Origin of the sequence: Acinetobacter sp. YH12241 (genome assembly GCF_013417535.1) — a bacterium.
In the GTDB taxonomy this organism is placed as follows: Bacteria; Pseudomonadota; Gammaproteobacteria; order Pseudomonadales; family Moraxellaceae; genus Acinetobacter.
The window spans coordinates 73,503-90,906 of sequence record NZ_VPDQ01000002.1 but is presented as its reverse complement, the minus strand read 5'-3'; the positions used below and the strand labels follow the sequence as shown (position 1 = coordinate 90,906).

General features: G+C 42.1%; 16 protein-coding genes. 10 read left to right on the top strand and 6 right to left on the bottom strand.

From position 1 onward, the window contains the following. Positions 1-98 precede the first annotated feature (98 nt). On the top strand, positions 99-2,750 hold the full coding sequence (locus FTV18_RS01945) for an ATP-binding protein (protein ID WP_180016685.1): 2,652 nt from the start codon (positions 99-101) through the stop codon (positions 2,748-2,750). Between the two features lie 86 nt (positions 2,751-2,836). Here the strand turns inward: FTV18_RS01945 and grxD are convergent, their stop codons facing one another. Further along, on the bottom strand, positions 2,837-3,178 hold the full coding sequence (grxD, locus tag FTV18_RS01940; protein WP_034702064.1) for a Grx4 family monothiol glutaredoxin: 342 nt from the start codon (positions 3,176-3,178) through the stop codon (positions 2,837-2,839). Positions 3,179-3,338: 160 nt separating this feature from the next. Here grxD and FTV18_RS01935 point away from each other — a divergent pair, with 160 nt between their 5' ends. Beyond that, on the top strand, positions 3,339-4,550 hold the full coding sequence (locus tag FTV18_RS01935) for an aspartate aminotransferase family protein (RefSeq protein ID WP_034702061.1): 1,212 nt from the start codon (positions 3,339-3,341) through the stop codon (positions 4,548-4,550). Between the two features lie 57 nt (positions 4,551-4,607). Here the strand turns inward: FTV18_RS01935 and FTV18_RS01930 are convergent, their stop codons facing one another. The 3 genes from FTV18_RS01930 to surE form a co-directional block, all read right to left on the bottom strand. Further along, positions 4,608-5,537, bottom strand: coding sequence for a LysR family transcriptional regulator (locus tag FTV18_RS01930; protein WP_034702058.1), 930 nt, complete (start codon positions 5,535-5,537; stop codon positions 4,608-4,610). A 91-nt stretch (positions 5,538-5,628) separates the two neighbouring features. Continuing rightward, the gene (locus FTV18_RS01925) at positions 5,629-6,468 is read right to left on the bottom strand and encodes a peptidoglycan DD-metalloendopeptidase family protein (RefSeq protein ID WP_180016686.1); all 840 of its coding nucleotides are present in this window, start codon (positions 6,466-6,468) and stop codon (positions 5,629-5,631) included. 107 nt (positions 6,469-6,575) lie between these two features. Further along, the gene (gene surE / locus FTV18_RS01920) at positions 6,576-7,352 is read right to left on the bottom strand and encodes a 5'/3'-nucleotidase SurE (protein WP_125278414.1); all 777 of its coding nucleotides are present in this window, start codon (positions 7,350-7,352) and stop codon (positions 6,576-6,578) included. Between the two features lie 108 nt (positions 7,353-7,460). Between surE and FTV18_RS01915 the strand changes: the two genes are divergently transcribed. From FTV18_RS01915 to FTV18_RS01900, 4 genes are all read left to right on the top strand, one after another. Continuing rightward, a complete protein-coding gene (locus FTV18_RS01915; RefSeq protein WP_004782632.1) occupies positions 7,461-7,832 on the top strand; it encodes an MCR_0457 family protein in 372 nt (123 codons plus the stop codon). Positions 7,833-7,991: 159 nt separating this feature from the next. Then, positions 7,992-8,372 (top strand): MCR_0457 family protein, encoded by a 381-nt coding sequence (locus FTV18_RS01910; RefSeq protein ID WP_004782633.1) that lies wholly within the window; start codon positions 7,992-7,994, stop codon positions 8,370-8,372. A 128-nt stretch (positions 8,373-8,500) separates the two neighbouring features. Next, positions 8,501-9,649 carry a D-alanyl-D-alanine carboxypeptidase PBP5/6 gene (gene dacC / locus FTV18_RS01905; RefSeq protein WP_004782636.1) on the top strand — a complete coding sequence of 383 codons (1,149 nt, stop codon included), beginning with the start codon at positions 8,501-8,503 and terminating at the stop codon, positions 9,647-9,649. A 103-nt stretch (positions 9,650-9,752) separates the two neighbouring features. After that, on the top strand, positions 9,753-10,283 hold the full coding sequence (locus FTV18_RS01900) for a gamma carbonic anhydrase family protein (protein WP_125278412.1): 531 nt from the start codon (positions 9,753-9,755) through the stop codon (positions 10,281-10,283). A 9-nt stretch (positions 10,284-10,292) separates the two neighbouring features. Here the strand turns inward: FTV18_RS01900 and FTV18_RS01895 are convergent, their stop codons facing one another. Beyond that, complete coding sequence (locus FTV18_RS01895) at positions 10,293-10,808, bottom strand: DUF1543 domain-containing protein (protein WP_180016688.1); 516 nt, start codon at positions 10,806-10,808, stop codon at positions 10,293-10,295. A 360-nt stretch (positions 10,809-11,168) separates the two neighbouring features. Between FTV18_RS01895 and FTV18_RS01890 the strand changes: the two genes are divergently transcribed. After that, complete coding sequence (locus tag FTV18_RS01890) at positions 11,169-12,752, top strand: ATP-binding cassette domain-containing protein (RefSeq protein ID WP_180016690.1); 1,584 nt, start codon at positions 11,169-11,171, stop codon at positions 12,750-12,752. 66 nt (positions 12,753-12,818) lie between these two features. Here FTV18_RS01890 and FTV18_RS01885 read toward each other — a convergent pair whose 3' ends face one another. Beyond that, positions 12,819-14,753, bottom strand: a complete 1,935-nt coding sequence (locus FTV18_RS01885; RefSeq protein WP_180016692.1) for an acyltransferase family protein — start codon at positions 14,751-14,753, stop codon at positions 12,819-12,821. 271 nt (positions 14,754-15,024) lie between these two features. Between FTV18_RS01885 and FTV18_RS01880 the strand changes: the two genes are divergently transcribed. Genes FTV18_RS01880 through hflD form a run of 3 tightly spaced genes read left to right on the top strand, consistent with a single transcriptional unit; the run spans position 15,025 to position 17,393 of the window. Then, positions 15,025-15,510: an NUDIX hydrolase gene (locus FTV18_RS01880; RefSeq protein ID WP_179992255.1), complete on the top strand. Its 486-nt coding sequence runs from the start codon at positions 15,025-15,027 to the stop codon at positions 15,508-15,510. A 4-nt stretch (positions 15,511-15,514) separates the two neighbouring features. Beyond that, positions 15,515-16,654 carry a tRNA 2-thiouridine(34) synthase MnmA gene (gene mnmA, locus FTV18_RS01875; protein ID WP_180016693.1) on the top strand — a complete coding sequence of 380 codons (1,140 nt, stop codon included), beginning with the start codon at positions 15,515-15,517 and terminating at the stop codon, positions 16,652-16,654. 7 nt (positions 16,655-16,661) lie between these two features. Then, positions 16,662-17,393, top strand: coding sequence for a high frequency lysogenization protein HflD (gene hflD / locus FTV18_RS01870; RefSeq protein WP_004782648.1), 732 nt, complete (start codon positions 16,662-16,664; stop codon positions 17,391-17,393). The last annotated feature ends 11 nt before the right edge of the window (positions 17,394-17,404 follow it).

Genomic DNA, 17,404 nt, shown 5'->3' with positions numbered 1-17,404 from the left:
TATTTTGTGGCAAAACTGACATGTTGGCTTGAATTTTTCAAGTAAATCTGTATACCTTAAACCTTATCCACGTCATATTTCGTTTTGGACTTTCAACAGTGACTCAGAGACTCGATCAAATTCATTCTTCAATTTCAAGTAATACAACTATATCTCAACAAAACATCAGCTCCGACCTACTTATCTCAGCCTTTGAACAAAGCGAAATTACACCAACCCTTGAAAAGACATGCCTGAAACCGGCACAACTGACGCGTATTGCAGATCCGGATAAAATCCCGGCATCGACCAAGCGTATCAAGCCTTTAAATAATTTTTTAGGTCAGGATCGTGCCCGCGCTTCGGTTGAAGCCGGTATTGCCCTGCCATATTCAGGCTATAACATTTTTGCCGTGGGTACGGCAGGACTCGGCAAACGCACCATGGTAAAGCGTTTGCTGCAGCAACATGCCAAAACCATGCAAACGCCAAATGACTGGGTCTACGTCAATAATTTTCAGAATCCTCGTCAGCCTATCGCACTGGAATTTCCAGCCGGTCAGGGACCCAAGTTTCAGGCGATGCTGCACCAAAGCTGGCAATCCATTCTAAAACAGATGGAGCGCCGTTTTACTGCGGAAAGCTATCACAACCGGATTGAAATGATTCGTCAGGAAACGGGGGATGAACAGCAACTCGCACTGATTGAACTGACCCGTGAAGGTGAAGAGCTCGATCTGAAACTGATTTCTCGTAATGATGAGCATTGTTTTGTGCCAATTCATTTAAAAGATGACAAAGTACAGGAAATGTCTCAGGAAGATCTGAATGCTTTAAGCAATAAAGATCGTGCTGAAATCGCCTCTAACATGCGTTACATGGACAAGAAACTGGAACGCCTGGGACTTCATTTGGGTGATCTGGAAGATGATGCGCGTGACCGTGTTCAAGTATTGAACCGTGATATCGCTAAACAGGTAGTCATGCCACGCGTTGAGCAGATGCTGACTAAATTCAAGCATGTCGAAGGTCTGGAACAATATCTGAAGCAATATGCTGAAGACATTATTAATAATGTTGAAATTGTACTGGAACAGGAAGAAGACGATTTTACCCCTGCCCAGTTTAGCCGCGTACCAGCGCGCTTCCAGGCCAATGTGATTGTCACCCATAAGCCAAATAGCGGTGCACCCGTTATTTTTGAAGATTTCCCGACGCATTACAATCTATTGGGTCATGTGGAACAGTTGACCCAAAATGGTACGATTACTACAGATTTCACACTGATCCGTCCCGGCTCCTTGCATAATGCCAATGGCGGTTTCCTGATGCTTGAAGCTGAACAATTACTGGAACAGCCATATGCATGGCAAGGTCTGAAACGTGCCCTGAAATCTGGGCATCTCAAGCTTTCATCTTTAGAGCATATGCTGACTCTCACCGGTAGCATTTCCATTGAACCAGCTTCTATTCCGCTGAATATCAAAGTGGTGCTGCTGGCAGAGCCAGAAATTTATTATGAAATTCTGGAACTTGAACCAGAACTAGGCAGTATCTTTAAAATCCGTGCTGATTTTACCGATACCTTGCAACGTAATGATGAAAATGAGCAAGCCTATATGCAGCTCATTGCTGACTATGTGCAATCAGATAAATTATTACCATTTGACCGTTCTGCATTATCTGCTCTGCTGACCGACTCAAGTCGTCAGGCTGAAGATCAGAGTTCCCTGTCACTACATGCATTAACGCTGGGCGACCTGATTCGTGAAGCGCATCATCATGCATTCGAAGCGGGTGATAAGATGGTGTCAGAAAAGCATATCAATACCGCACTGGATCATCGTAAATATCGCTTAGGCTATTTACGTGAGCTATTCTGGCAAGATCTGACCCGTGGCACTCAACTGATTGAAACTCGCGGTCATCGTCTAGGCCAAATCAATGCGCTATCTGTGATTCATTATGCAGATGTTGAATTTGGTCTGCCTTCACGCTTAACTGCTTCTGTATATCAGGGTGGTGGCGATATTCTGGATATTGAACGTAGCGTAGAACTTGGCGGCTCTTTACATGCCAAAGGCGTGTTACTGATGGCCTCTTTCCTGAAAGCCCATTTTGGTCGTGAACAGACTCTGCACTTCTCTGCCGCTTTGGCTTTCGAACAAAGTTATGGTCAGGTGGATGGTGACAGCGCGACAGTGGCTGAACTTTCAGCGCTTATTTCTGCGATTAGCCAGTTACCGATCGACCAGTCCTGGGCAATTACTGGTTCCATGAACCAACTCGGTCAGGTACAACCGATTGGTGGAGTTAATGCGAAAATTGAAGGTTTCTTCGATGCCTGTAAGTTGCAAGGCCTGACAGGTAAACAGGGTGTGATTATTCCACGACAAAACATGCAGCATCTGATGTTACGCAAAGATGTCATTGCTGCAGTCGAAGAAGGTCAGTTCCATATTCATGCCATTGATAATATCGCGCAGGCTTTGGAAATCCTGATGGCACGTCCGGTCGGGACTATGGACAAGAAAGGCCGTTATAGCAAAAACTCGATCTTTGCTGCTGTGATGGAACAACTCGAGTACTGGCAAGCCATTGAAGATGGTGCCGAGTTTGAGGAAGAACCTAAGAAAAAGAAAAAAAAGAAGAAAAAGAAGAAAGATAAGGCGCCTATAAAGGAAGTTCAGACCGATCCAGATACCTTAGCTGAGGCCTTGGTTGCTGAATCAAAAGAACTGGAAAAATCTGAGGATCAGGCAGAAGATTAATTCTGCCCCCCTATCTCACTATTCACCCATAAAAAAAGCGCTTCTTTCGGAAGCGCTTTTTTACATCTATCAGTTTAATCTAAAGATTAAGCTTCAGGTGCTGGGCTGTATTGTTCTACTAAAGGCTGTAACTCACCTTTTTGGAACATTTCTAGCATGATGTCACTACCACCGATCAATTCACCATTGATCCAAAGTTGTGGGAATGTCGGCCAGTTCGCAATTTGTGGCAGAGTTGCACGAATATCTGGGTTTTCCAGAATATTAACATAAGCAAATGGACGACCAATTTGACTGAGTGCTTCTACCGCACGTGCAGAAAAACCACATTGTGGAAATTGTGGTGTGCCTTTCATATAAAGAAGTACTGCGTGCTTGGCAATTTGGTCACGAATTAACGCTTCGGTATCGCGTGCTTGTTCAGTCATTGATAAATCCTCAACTAATCTGTCTCGCATTATACCCAAAACAGAGAAAAACAGTACGTCTAAAGTAATAAATCCATTTTTATTTACAATTACCCTTTAAATCTGACCAAGTTTTTGCTTATATAAGTTTTTCTTTCCACCTAACAGTAAAGAGTTAGTCATGAACAATATTACCCTCGCTCCGGTACAAACTGATCAACCTTCACATTTGATGCCAGTCTTTGGTCGTCAACCGATCAGCTTTGTCCGAGGACGAGGTGCATATCTTTATACCGAAGATGGTACAGAGTATTTAGATGCCTTAACTGGGATCGCTGTTTGCGGTTTGGGTCATGCTCATCCAGTGATTGCTGAAGCAATTGCGGAACAAGCTGCAACCCTGATTCATACCAGCAACCTGTTTGAAGTGCCTTGGCAAACTGCTGCTGCACAGAAACTGGCTGAAGTCGCTGGCATGGAAGAAGTTTTCTTCTCCAACAGTGGTGCAGAATCGAACGAAGGCGCTATCAAAATTGCGCGTAAATTCGGTCATATGCAAGGTATTGCGTCACCAAAAATTATTGTAGCTGACAAATCTTTCCATGGCCGTACGCTGGCAACCCTATCTGCAACGGGTAACAAAAAAGTTCAACAAGGCTTTGGTCCATTGGTTGAAGGTTTTATTCGTGTACCTTTTGGTGATATTGAAGCCATTGAAGAAGCTGCAATTAACCATCCGGATATCGTGGCTATTCTGGTTGAACCGATTCAGGGTGAAGGTGGTGTCAACACTGCACCGCAAGGCTTTAGCTACCTAGAAGAAATCCGTCAGATCTGTAATCAGCACAACTGGTTAATGATGCTGGATGAAGTACAAACAGGGAATGGCCGTACCGGTAAATATTTTGCTTATCAGCACACCAATATTGTGCCGGATGTACTGACCACAGCTAAAGGTCTGGGCAATGGCTTCCCGATTGGTGCCGTGATGACTCAAGGTCGTGGTGTCGGTGTTTTGACTGCGGGTAACCACGGTTCGACTTATAGCGGTACTGCATTGGGTTCACGCGTGGTTTATACCATTATCGATATTATGCAAAAAGAGAATATCGTGGCCAATGCCGCTGAAAAAGGTGCATATATTGTTGAGCAGTTACGTAACCAGCTTGCAGATCATCAAGTGACTGTACGCGGTTTCGGTCTGATGATCGGGATTGAGTTGCCTAAAGACTGCGGTGAGCTGGTGGATATTGCACGCGATGAATACAAAACCATTATCAACGTGACTGCAGGTAATGTCGTTCGTCTGTTGCCTACCCTGAACATTACTCAGGAACAGGCCGATCAACTGATCGAACGTTTAGTGAAAATGATCAAGGCTTATCTTGCTTAAGTCTATCTTGAACAACAAAAAAGCCGCTTTAAAGCGGCTTTTTTGTTTATAGGGAATTTATGATGCGACTTGTAACAAACGTCCACCAGAGATCTGGCTAAAATATTGTTTCAATGCCTCCAGACAGCGCAGGACTTTAGTCGGTTGCTGTTCTCGATTAGGCATAACTGCATAAAGGGTGACTGGCGGAAGTTTCCATTCAGGCAAGACTTCAATCAGTGAACCATTTAATAAATCTTTTTTAACATCAAGATATAAAATCTTAGCAACCCCATTGCCTTGCAGGCACATGGCTTTTGCAACTAGGCTGTTATTGGTACTAAAGCGTGAGCTCAGTTCAAATTCAACCTTTTCTGCACTATGCACATGCTGAAAACTGAAATTCTGATGATTTTTAATATGCGTTAAAGGCAAAACATCATGATGTTTCAGGTCTTCAGGACGCGAGATAATGGCGGTCTGGTTAATATAGCTTGGCGCAGCAACAAGAATCTGTTCAATCTGCATTAATGGCACAACCTGAAGGTTGTGATCATCATCGTTCTGGTCAAATCGCAGGGCAATATCAATACGCCCTTCCAACAAATCAACCTCATGATTGTTTGTTTCCAGGTGGACTGTCAGGCCACGGTGTGCGGACATCCAGTGAGAAAGTGCAGGAATCACATGATTCGCACATACTTCCGGTAAGGATACAATACGAAGTTCACCAACAAGATCATCACGTAACTCGTTAATGCGAACCTTTCCACGCTCAGCAGCAGACAACATTTCCTGGCAGCTGTGAAAAAAAGCTTGTCCCGCTTCGGTCAGACTTAATTTTCTCGTAGAACGATTTAGAAGTACAACTTCCATATCCTGTTCTAAAGAGCGAATTTGTTGACTCACGGCGCTGGTTGTAATCCCTAGCTCACGTGCAGCACCGCTAAACGAGTTCTTTTCCACAACACAAGCAAAGACACCCATTGCTCGAAGTTGATCTAACATAAATTCCCCTCTAAACTTATGAGATGCTTCATCTTTTGATAAAAGCAACTCATTGTATTATACGGTGAAATTTACGTTTTGCATTATTTATTTAATTATTTGGTAAAACTGCTGTTGGATTAATCGGTTTTCCGTCTAAGCGAACCTGAAACTCAAGCATAGTACGGGTTGTACCAGTCGCCCCCATCTCGGCAATTTTTTGACCAGCCGTTACATTTTGGCCACTTTTCACGCTTAATTTACTGTTATGCGCATAAGCGGTGATATAGCCATTAATATGTTTAACTAATACCAGATTACCATATTCCTTCAGGCCATCTGCTGCATATACCACCTGCCCATCTGCTGCAGCAAAGACCGGATCTCCGACATTACCGCCATAACGGGTACCTTTGATATTTGCAGCCAGATCATAGTTTTGTAATACCGGACCATTTGATGGCTTGACCCAACGTAATCCCGCTGCTGTCGATACTGGGGTAATCGGTGCAGAAGTAGTGGTGGCAGGTTTTGGCGTAGTCTTAACAGCCGTTGGAGCTGGAGTGGTTGGCGCTGAAATCGCAATCGTTTGACGCTGAATCGGGGCAGCTTGGGTAACAGGTTGAGTCGCTGTAGTACGGCGAGCAGTAGTGTTATTTTTCAGGCGAATCGACTGACCCACATAAATACGATACGGCGGAGCAATATCATTCATCTCTGCCACACTGATATAGCTCAGACCATAACGTGCTGCAATGCCACTCAAAGTATCCCCAGAGCGTACCGTATAGAAGTCAGGCGCTGCGGCATAGCGCGTCATATTATTGACCTGAGGTTTAGTGGCACAACCAGTAATAATCATTGTGGAAACAACCACAGTGGACAAAACCAGAGTTTTGATGAAGCTGGATGGTGAAGCATGAATGAAGTATTTCGGTGACACCAAGGACATTATCTTCCTCTCTAACATCTATACGGTTGCAAAAACCCAGTAAGATTAGCAAAGTTTTACTACAATATACTTGTAAGCTTTCATTTTTCACAAACTTATAACATTCATTAGATTTTATTTAGAATCTGGGCTTGCAAAGTGTGAAGTGTGTCATAGTTTGTGGCATCCATCTGAATTGGCGTCACGCTTACATAGCCATTGGCAATTGCAAAAAAGTCTGACTCGATTTCAGTTCCTTTATGTTTTGGCATTGCGACTGCTTCACCCGATAGCCCAATCCAGTAAACCTGACGACCACGTGGATCTACATGACTGGTAATCGGCTTGGACTGGCTACGGCGTCCCTGAAAGGTCACTTTAGTTCCTTTCAGCTCAGCCACATCAGGAATATTCACATTAAAAATATGACGCTCAGGCAAAGTCGGCAAACCTGCCGCAATAAAATCATGTACCCATTGCGCTGCAATGCGATAATCTTCTGGTAAGGTATAAGATCGAACGTTTTGCCCACATAGAGAAACTGCTAATGCAGGTTGTTTGGCCAGACGGCCTTCAAATGCAGCCCCCACCGTACCCGAGTACAGCACATCATCTCCCAGATTGGCACCACTGTTAATGCCGCTGACCACCAGATCGAATTCAACATCAAATAAGCCGTTCATGGCCAGATAGACACAGTCAGCCGGCGTGCCATTAACCGCCCATACATCGGGAGAAATCTGGATCGGTCTTAATGGTCGGTCTAAAGTCAGTGCACTGGAAAATCCGCTACGTTCACTTTCTGGAGCTACCACCACAACACGTCCTAAAGGCCTCAAGGCCTGCGCCAGTGCCTGTATACCTGGTGCAAAAACGCCATCATCATTGGAAATTAATATATTCACTGCAAAATCTCGTTGAGCTAAAAAATGACTCGCTAGGACATTTCATTGTATTAGTTCAGGAATTATATATATTTGTAGCACGATATCCATTAATACATATGGCTTAAGATGATGAAAAAATTCTCTCTTTGGGGTACTTTGGCTTTAAGTTTGGCAACTTTTGTTTCTCCTGCAGTTATTGCCAATGATTTGACAGCTGAAGAAAATGACATGATCGTGAAAGAAGATGTCGCATCTGCACAGGTAATGATTGAAGTATGCCCGGGCATTATTGGTCAGAATGCAAAATTCGATACAACGATTCAGCAGCTGATTCAATCTTATCTAAAAGAATACTCAGACAAATCGATGACCTATCAAAAACTTCAGGCAGACAGTGAATACAAGACTGTGCTTGAAGAAGCACGTCAAGGTGCAAAACAGACTGCAAAAGACGAACAAAAAACAGCGTGTGAAGACGTTTTAGCCTATCAGGAATAAGGTCTTTCTCACTGAAATGAGACGATGCCAGCATCGTCTTTTTTCTCTTACACATTTCTTCATAATTCTACAGCTTCACTACATTTCCCCTCTTTTCAATTTTGAAAATATCTTTAAGCTAACAAATTATTGTTCTACATGTAATTTTTGAGTTTTTTGATGAAACATACATTAATTAAAAGTTTAAGTTTATCTGTTGTTGCTGGTATGACACTTTGGGGAAGCTCGGTTTATGCAGCAAATGAAAATATTGAAGTCACCCCGAGTCAGGAAATCACCAAGCAAGAATTAGCTGCAATTTATGTCCTTTCTGAAATTTGCCCAAGCATGGTCAAAGACAAAGCAAAATTCAATCAGGGGTATAACCAGCTGGTGACTGAATATTTGCCCGGCCAAAAAAATCCGGTTGAGCGCCTGAACCAGATGGTAAAACAGTCAGATTTCCGTAACATTCTGGCCGAAGCACAGAGTGATGCCAAAAAGGCTGGCAAGAAAAAGAATCAGGCCATTTGCAATGAGTTGGTGAGCTACAGTAAATAATCCACTTTTTGTGTGATTGCTTACAATACTTTTGAAATAACCCCGGGTTTCCCATAGAAGTCAGCCTAGCTTTGTCCTAAAATGCTAGGCTCTTCGTGCTTACATCAAGATATTGGAACCCACTAGAAATGACCCAAAAAACTGCCCTTGCTGCATTATTATTAATTCCTAGTTTTAGCTTTGCAGCAACTGTCTTATCTGCACCACCAGAATTGAATAATAAATCTTATGTGCTAATGGACTACGAGACAGGGCAAATTCTCGCATCAAAAAATGAAAATGAAAAATTAGCCCCTGCTTCAATGACCAAGATGATGACCAGTTACATCATCGAGCAGAAGTTATTAAGTGGTGAGCTGACTGAAGATGAACAGGTTCGCATGAATGAATCTGCATGGTGCCGTGGTAGCAGTGCAGAATCATGTATGTATGTACCTTTAAATGGTACGGCGACTGCACTAGAAATGTTGCGCGGGATTATTATCCAGTCTGGTAACGATGCATCTAAGGCGATGGCTGAACATATTGCAGGGAACGAGGGTACCTTTGCACATATGATGAACCAAGAAGCGAAACGGATTGGCATGACCAATACCAGCTTCATCAACTCGACTGGTATGCCAGCTGAAGGCCATTATTCGACTGCGAAAGATATGGCAACTTTGGCTCAGCACATCATCAAAGACAGTTCAAAATACTATCCAATCTACTCTGAAAAAGAGTTTACTTTTAACGGGATTAAGCAAGGCAACCGTAATGCCCTGCTCTATACTGATCCAAGTGTAGATGGTTTGAAAACTGGTCATACTGATGAAGCCGGTTACTGTTTAACGACCTCTTCAAAACGTGGCCCGACTCGTCTGATTTCAGTGATTTTCGGTGCACCAACCATGAATGAACGTGCATCGCAAACACGTGAACTTCTGGCTTGGGGTTATGCAAACTTTGAAACCAAAAATGTTCAACCCGCTAAACAGGTTCTAGCCAAGTCTAAAGTCTGGTTTGGTAAGGAAAATGAAGTGCAGATCGGTCTTGCAGAAAACTTTAATGTGACTATGCCTAAAGGTCAGGCCAATGCCATCAAGACTCAATTAGTCGTTCAGCCTAAACTGACTGCGCCTTTACAACCAGGTCAAGTCGTAGGTAAATATGTAGCGACTTTAAACGGCAAAGTGATTGCTGAGAAACCACTTGTTGCACTGAAAGCAGTTGAAGAAGCTGGTTTCTTTGCCCGCATGCTGGATCATATCAAACAATTCTTTAGTAACCTGTTCTAATATTTATTATCAATATTAGATCTTACTAAAGCCAAAGCACACATTCATCGAATGTGTGCTTTTTTATTTTATAATGCTTATAAACTTTCAGGATGATACTGACATGAGCCAAAACATTCGCCCTTATCTGGATACTCGCCCGCAAGTCGCTGACTCTTGTTATATCGATCCGATGGCGGTGGTCGTAGGTGATGTCGTTTTAGGCGAAAATGTATCTGTGTGGCCTTTTGCCGTAATTCGTGGTGATGTGAATCATATTCGTATTGGCAAGAATTCAAATGTACAGGATCATTCTATGTTGCATGTGAGTCATAAAAAGGCGGATAAACCTGAAGGTTCACCACTGATTATTGGTGAAGATGTGACGATTGGTCATCATGTAAAATTACATGGCTGTACCATTGGTAATCGTGTTTTAGTGGGTATCGGTACAATTATTCTCGATGATGTAATCGTTGAAGATGATGTGATGATTGGAGCGGGTTCACTGGTACCACCGAATAAGGTATTAGAAAGTGGATACTTGTATGTAGGCAGTCCAGTCAAAAAAGTGCGTCCACTGACTGAAAAGGAAATAGCTTTCTTGCCTTATTCAGCACAAAACTATGTGAAAGTCTCAGGCCATTACAAATAAATCGATAAATTAAGGAATAATTACATAATCATTCTTAAAACTATTGGCTTCAAAGTCTCCCTCTACCAGACGCACAAATTTCTGGTCAATCTTGTTCAGTTCTAAGCAATCATCTACATCAATCACGGCATCGGTATGAGGTTTAAACCAGGTCTTTTCAATGGCCAGCTTGCCTTGTGCTTTAGCCTCAGTCTTATTTTTTGCAGCAACTACCAGATATTTATGGATTTCACCAAACTGATCTGGCACATAAGCACCTAGATTGATCAGGAATAATTTTAAATCCTGTTTTACAGGTGTGTCTGTCACCTGAACCTGATAATTCAGATCCTGATAGCTGACACCATTGATCGTCATCCAACCATCGACATGCAGGCCTTTTTGCACACCAAACCATTGTTCCTTCAGATATGGAAAAGCCGTCTTAATATCTGAACTAATGACCGGAACTACATCATGTACTTCTACATTGGCTTTTTCATGCTTACCGCCCAATAAAGTAATGTAGAGCTTGAGTTCAGACATAAAAAAATCCTTTAAAAGCAAAATAGAGAGACTTTAGCCGCATAGTGTAAATGAAACTTACTCGTTCAACTTCAAGTCAATCATCTCATATTTTTAAAAACCTGAAATTTACTTAAATCAGCATCAACATATTGGATAAAAAAATCCTAATTTGATCTATTTTTAAGCAAGCTTATTTGTATTAAAATAAGGTCCGAATTCCCCTTCTCTTATAAGTGAGTCACGCCAATGAAGTAAGTCTATTTTTCTCATCAACGATTATTTTTAGATTGATGTGCAAAATAGATTGTCTGGCTTGATCTTTCTTCTAGAAAAAAATCCCTTGTTTATTTTGTGCATCCTGTATTTATGAGGTTATTTATGACTCAGCAGGCATGTGTAATATCCAGTCTGACTTTAGAATTCCCTTCCAAAGTCATATTTCAGAATTTAAATTTTACCCTTCCTAAAGCTCAGGTCAGCGCTTTAATTGGCCGTAATGGACAAGGTAAGTCTTTGCTCATGCAGCTTTTGCATCAGACTCAGCATTCTTCTCCACATTGCTCAGGTCAAGTTTCCTGGCAAATGCATCATGCCTATCTACCACAATTGCATCGGTTAAAGGCAGCCACAATTGCTGAAGCACTCGAAGTAAGTCAATTACATCGTGCTTTTAAAAATGTTGAACATGGTACAGCCAGTTTCGAGGATTATGAGCTACTTGAGGATAGTTGGCATTTGCCGCATGAATGGCAGCAACTGTTGAGTTCAGCACAATTACCCACCGATCTGGACTTTCCCGTACAATATTTGAGTGAGGGCAAAAAGACCAAACTTGCTTTATGTAGCTTGTTCTTAAAGCCTGAATATTATTTATTGCTGGATGAGCCGAGCAACCATCTGGATCGTGAAGCACGAACATGGTTAATAGAGCATTTAAAGTTACATCCTGCTGGTGTGATGATCATTAGTCATGACCGGACTTTGCTAGATCAGGTTGATCATATTTATTATTTAAATGAGCATGGATTACAGCACTCTACAGGAAACTATGCGGAGTTTTTTGAACAGTATCAGAAAAATGTCACTTCACTCGAACAGTCAATTCAGCAGAGTCAGCGTGATATTAAACAGATGAAGCACAAGCAGCATGACGTTTTAATGAAAGCACAAAAGCGGGAACGTGCCGGAAACAAATTACGTGATTCGAATTCCCAAGCCAAAGTGCTTTTAGACTTTAAAAAGGAACAAGCTGGTCAAAGTATAGGTAAAGTTCAGGCACAGCACCAACGGCAAATTTTGAATGAACACTCTGAGTTAAAAGTTCAAAAGCAGCAACTTGAAAAGATAAAACCTCAGTTATTTCAATTTCCAGATTTTAAACCACAGTCTGGTGAAATTCTGCGGGTTAAAGAGTTAAAGCTTCCTTTTGGTACTCCACAGCCTGTGAATCTTGCTTTAAGTGCAGCTGAAAAGATCCATATTATAGGCCGAAACGGAATTGGTAAATCCACTTTGCTGAAACTGGTCGCCCAACAAAAGCAGCAACCTCTAGATCAAATCTTTCTGGCACGAAGCTGTTTTTATCTGGATCAAAATTTTAGTTTTCTCAATGAGACATTAAGTACAATTGAAAATTTAAGGCAGATAAATCCTGATTTTCCGGAGGTGGAATGGCGTAATCTGTTGGGTCAACTTAGAATTCGTGGTGATAAAGGTACTTATCCTTTGTCTCAGTTAAGTGGTGGTGAAAAACTCAAAGTAGCATTATTAGGTCTTAGCCAGGTCTCCCCTCAACCCGAACTTTTATTATTGGATGAGCCAGAAAATCATCTGGATATTGAGTCTAAAGCTTTGCTGGCAAGTGCAATTCGGTCTTATAAAGGCGCTGTAATTTTAGTTTCACACGATGAACAGTTTGTGCGTGATTGCGAGATCACTGAAGTATTCAATATGAATGAATAATTTTCATTAAACTTATATATGTAAAAGCCACCTCAATGGGTGGCTGATCAATCACGGGAAATAAGCTTATTGTTTTGTAGTCACACCCTGAGAATATAAATTTAATAAGTATTTTGACAGTATGGTATTCCCTACAAATAGAGAGCCTGATTCACTTAAGTGACCATAATCCACCTGAAGCAGATCTTCTCCTTGAGCTGCACGAATCCGACATTTGTATTGCTGCTGAACATCATCTTTTTTACATAGATGATCAATAAGAGATATATAGGTAATTCCCTGAGGATATTGTAATTTTTTCATTTTCTCGTCTACCTGAACTGCTCTTAAATCCAGTCCGGCATCAAATATAAAATCTTCAGCACTATTCCAGTTTTTCGGTTTCACCATCACTTTCGGAAGTGAAGGTTTCCATTGTGAAATTGGCCCCACAATGACGATATTGGATACGCCAAGTTGAAGTAAACTTTTCCCGATATTTTCCCAATTGGTTTCGTCGTGTTTCAGGGCTTGGGTGATAACCACAATTTTGGGCTGAAGTTCTGCGATGCTCTTTAGTGCCAGTTTATTGGAATAATCACAGGCTTCTTTATAAGCTCCTTTATGGTAATTGATCTCGGTCAGCGATGCCCGGCAGATAGAAGAGGTTTTCTGATAAAAAGGAATATCCTTGGATTTCAGCAATGTCCTCAACCCTAAAGAAAGTGCCTCAGCATGAGAATCTCCCCATAAGAACACCCCGCCTTCCTTTTGTTTCGTGATACAGACCGGATCAGGATCATAACTATTATGCTCGGTCAGGCTCACGTAAGTATCACATTTTAGCCAGTATGCATCCCTTAAATTTTTGAATTTCTCATTATAATAATCTAAAAATTTTGCCTGTTCTGAGGCTGCACCTTGGCGCAGATCTGTATTAAAACCATTAAATATATTTAGAGTAACGCCTAAGCTCATGAGCACTAGAGAAAAATAAAGTGGTTTTATACGATAAATATCTTTCCATTGATGATATGAAGGTAATTTAATCTGCTCAATATACTTATAGCTCAGAAAACCTAACACTATAGAAAGTACTATTCCGGCATACACATAATATTCAGGTAATGAGTAAATATAGATCAGAACCACCAAAGGCCAGTGCCAGAGGTAAATAGAATAAGACCAGGTTCCTATTTTTTGAAATACAATATTATTGGTAATAACGCTGTCATTTTGATGTGCCTGAATCATCAGGAAGGTACCGATAACAGGAAAAACTGCCAGATAGCCAGGCCACAAATCTTCTGCTGAAATGAAGAAGTAAGACCCTAAAATAAGTGCCAATCCCGTTCTTTCCAGCAACCTTTTCTTATTTTCCTGCAAGGTCAAAGGGTAAAGATAAGCAATTCCCCCGATCATCATTTCCCAGGCTCTGGTAGGTAACAGGAAATAAGCCGGATTTGGCCATTTGTAGGTAGCGATCACAGATAGAATGAATCCTAAAATCGTTCCTGCCAGCAGCACAAATTTCATGGTCTGGATGGACATGAACTTGCGCATGGCAATGAGAACGAGTGGATAAATCATATAGAATTGCCATTCTACGGAAAGTGACCAGGTATGTAATAACCACTTTTCGTGAGTGCCTGCCTCAAAATAACCGGATTCCTTCCAGTAACTGATATTGGATAAAAAAGTCATGCTACTCGCGGCATGCTTACCCAATAACTTGTAATCAAAAGGCGTCAGATAAAACCAGCCAAAAATCATTAATACCAGACACAGCGCGGCCAAAGCCGGAATAATCCGATTCGCACGAGCCACATAAAATTTCAGAATAGAAAATTTTTCATGTTCTAAATCTTTAAATATGATTCCAGTCATTAAAAAGCCTGAAATCACAAAGAAGACATCTACTCCAACAAAACCGCCAGGTATCCAGGCCGCATTAAAATGAAATAGCATGACTGCAATCACGGCAATTGCTCTGAGGCCATTGATGTCTGTTCTGAATTTCATTGGAATCCTGTCCTATAAAGCCTGTTATTTATTTTAATTGTTATGAAATACTGCTAATTTTTATTAAATTTTATTTTAAATCAAATTCTTATATTAAAGCGTAGAATGCAAATATTACTGTTTTAGTATTTTATGTACTCATTATATTCTACGTTTTCTTTTTCGCCAAATACCTTTATTGTTAATCATCTAAATTAAAATCCCGAGTATCGACATAGCCACCGCCGCCTAAATTTTGTAGAATACAGTTTTTATTCCATGGTGCTCCTTTATGACCGCTTGGACTGCTCACGTCACTGTTGCAACTGTCGTCGAAAAAAATGGAAAATTCCTGTTCGTTGAAGAACATACTGAAGGTGTCACCCATACCGTATTCAATCAGCCAGCAGGCCATGTGGAGGCAGGTGAAACCATTGTCGAAGCAGCTATTCGTGAAACCATGGAAGAAACCGGCTATCAGGTTAATGTCACTGATCTGATCGGCATCTATACCTATACCCCACCGATGTTCCCGGATCGTACCTATTTCCGTTTCTGTTTGAGAGCAGAAGCCATCAGCCATGATGAAAATGCTGAACTGGATACCGGTATTGTCGGTGCAGTCTGGATGACGCTGGATGAACTGGTTGAAACCGCACGTGCTCGCAGCCCATTGGTGATTAAAGCCGTGCAGGATGCCCAAGCTGGCAAACGCTATCCTTTATCGCTCATTTACGAGCACCAAAATTCTCCCTTAATTTCAAATTTGGATGCCTAATCCTATGCAACAACGTGTCATCGTCGGTATGTCTGGTGGTGTAGATTCATCTGTGTCTGCAGCTCTCCTCCTTCAACAGGGTTATCAGGTTGAAGGTCTTTTCATGAAAAACTGGGAAGAAGATGACGGCACAGAATACTGTACGGCAATGGAAGATCTTGCCGATGCACAAGCCGTTTGCGACAAGATCGGGATTAAACTGCATACTGCCAACTTCGCGATGGAATACTGGGATCGCGTGTTCGAGCATTTCCTGGCTGAATATGCTGCTGGCCGTACGCCAAACCCGGATATTTTGTGTAATAAAGAAATTAAATTCCGTGCCTTCCTGGATCATGCGATCAATCTCGGCGCCGACTTTATTGCCACCGGTCACTACTGTCGTCGCGGCGAGACCATGACCAATTCACGTGGTGAGCAATATGCTCAATTACTGCGTGGTTATGACAATAATAAAGACCAGACTTACTTCCTGCATGCGGTTCATGGTCGTGAAATTAATAAGACCCTGTTCCCTGTCGGTGAAATTGAAAAACCACAAGTACGTAAAATTGCAGAAGAATTAGGTCTGGCAACAGCCAAGAAAAAAGATTCTACGGGTATCTGTTTTATTGGGGAACGTCGCTTCAATGACTTCTTAAAGCAATATTTACCGGCTCAACCTGGAAAAATCGTGCTGGAAGATGGCAAAGAGGTTGGTGATCATCACGGCTTAATGTACTATACGCTCGGTCAACGCGGCGGGATCGGTATTGGCGGTATGAAAGGCTCGGAAGAAGGTGCCTGGTTTGTGCTGCATAAAGATATCGAAGGTAACCGTCTGGTGGTCGGTCAAGGTCATGAACATCCACTGATGCAAAGTACCATATTGTGGTCTGAAGCGATTGACTGGGTAGCCGGTGAACAGGATATTCCTGAATCAGGTTTCCGCTGTACGGCAAAAACCCGCTACCGTCAGCCTGACCAAGCGTGTACTATTTTCAAGGATCCAGAAACACCAAATGGTGTTCGTGTTGAATTTGATGAGTCGCAACGTGCTGTGACCCCGGGTCAAAGCGTTGTATTCTACTCAGGTGAAGTTTGTTTAGGTGGTGGCGTGATTCATCATACCAATGCGCCTAAACCTGATTTTATTAAAGGATGATTTCGGCATGACGGAGTTACCGTTTCAACAAGCCACAACGTTGAATGTTCGTCAAAATCGTGCGTTGGCGCTGGCGGGGGTTTTTCAGGCCACTCAGCTGACGCATATGACTGCATTGACGGGACAGCAAAGCATTGGTGAAAGCGGTAATTTCTATTTTGAGCAGTTGATTAAAGCCAGTTTAAATATCCGTCCAAGCGGCAAGTTAAATGCCCAGACCTTAGACTTCTTTAATCAGCTGGCCGATATTTCCCTCGGTTTAAAAACCCTGGAAAGCAGCATTACCCAACCTTTTAATACTTCCCCAAAATCCCGACTTCCAAAACTTTCATCGACCAAGCTTCCAATGTCCTATGCCATGGCACTTCTTCAATTAGAAAAGAAGGTCTATAGTAATCCCAAGTTTGTTGAAATCATCGAACAATCCCAGCAAAAAATCCTCAGACAGCTCTCCTTCTTCGATAACAATTACATGCACCCCAGCATCATTGCCAATCTCGCTCAAACCTATGTCGATACCGCCGGACAGATCAATCCGCGGATCATGGTGCGTGGCAATGCTGAAGCCTTTAAAGATTCCGGTCATACCAACCGCATCCGTGCTTCACTATTTACTGGACTGCAGATGGCGCACTTATGGCGTCAGCTTGGTGGCAGTTCATGGGGCATGATTTTTGGCAAGCGCAAGCTGCTACAGGATATCCAAAATCTCGCGCGCTTACAGTTTCAGGTGATCTAAACCATGTTGTT

Bases quoted from the DNA above. Each gene is read 5' to 3' on its own strand.
- FTV18_RS01885 (WP_180016692.1), bottom strand. From the start codon at position 14,753: ATGAAATTCAGAACAGACATCAATGGCCTCAGAGCAATTGCCGTGATT.
- FTV18_RS01915 (WP_004782632.1), top strand. From the start codon at position 7,461: ATGATGAAAAAATTCTCTCTTTGGGGTACTTTGGCTTTAAGTTTGGCA.
- FTV18_RS01925 (WP_180016686.1), bottom strand. From the start codon at position 6,468: ATGTCCTTGGTGTCACCGAAATACTTCATTCATGCTTCACCATCCAGC.
- mnmA (WP_180016693.1), top strand. From the start codon at position 15,515: ATGCAACAACGTGTCATCGTCGGTATGTCTGGTGGTGTAGATTCATCT.
- FTV18_RS01930 (WP_034702058.1), bottom strand. From the start codon at position 5,537: ATGTTAGATCAACTTCGAGCAATGGGTGTCTTTGCTTGTGTTGTGGAA.
- FTV18_RS01890 (WP_180016690.1), top strand. From the start codon at position 11,169: ATGACTCAGCAGGCATGTGTAATATCCAGTCTGACTTTAGAATTCCCT.
- hflD (WP_004782648.1), top strand. From the start codon at position 16,662: ATGACGGAGTTACCGTTTCAACAAGCCACAACGTTGAATGTTCGTCAA.
- FTV18_RS01935 (WP_034702061.1), top strand. From the start codon at position 3,339: ATGAACAATATTACCCTCGCTCCGGTACAAACTGATCAACCTTCACAT.
- dacC (WP_004782636.1), top strand. From the start codon at position 8,501: ATGACCCAAAAAACTGCCCTTGCTGCATTATTATTAATTCCTAGTTTT.
- FTV18_RS01900 (WP_125278412.1), top strand. From the start codon at position 9,753: ATGAGCCAAAACATTCGCCCTTATCTGGATACTCGCCCGCAAGTCGCT.
- grxD (WP_034702064.1), bottom strand. From the start codon at position 3,178: ATGACTGAACAAGCACGCGATACCGAAGCGTTAATTCGTGACCAAATT.
- FTV18_RS01895 (WP_180016688.1), bottom strand. From the start codon at position 10,808: ATGTCTGAACTCAAGCTCTACATTACTTTATTGGGCGGTAAGCATGAA.
- FTV18_RS01910 (WP_004782633.1), top strand. From the start codon at position 7,992: ATGAAACATACATTAATTAAAAGTTTAAGTTTATCTGTTGTTGCTGGT.
- FTV18_RS01880 (WP_179992255.1), top strand. From the start codon at position 15,025: ATGACCGCTTGGACTGCTCACGTCACTGTTGCAACTGTCGTCGAAAAA.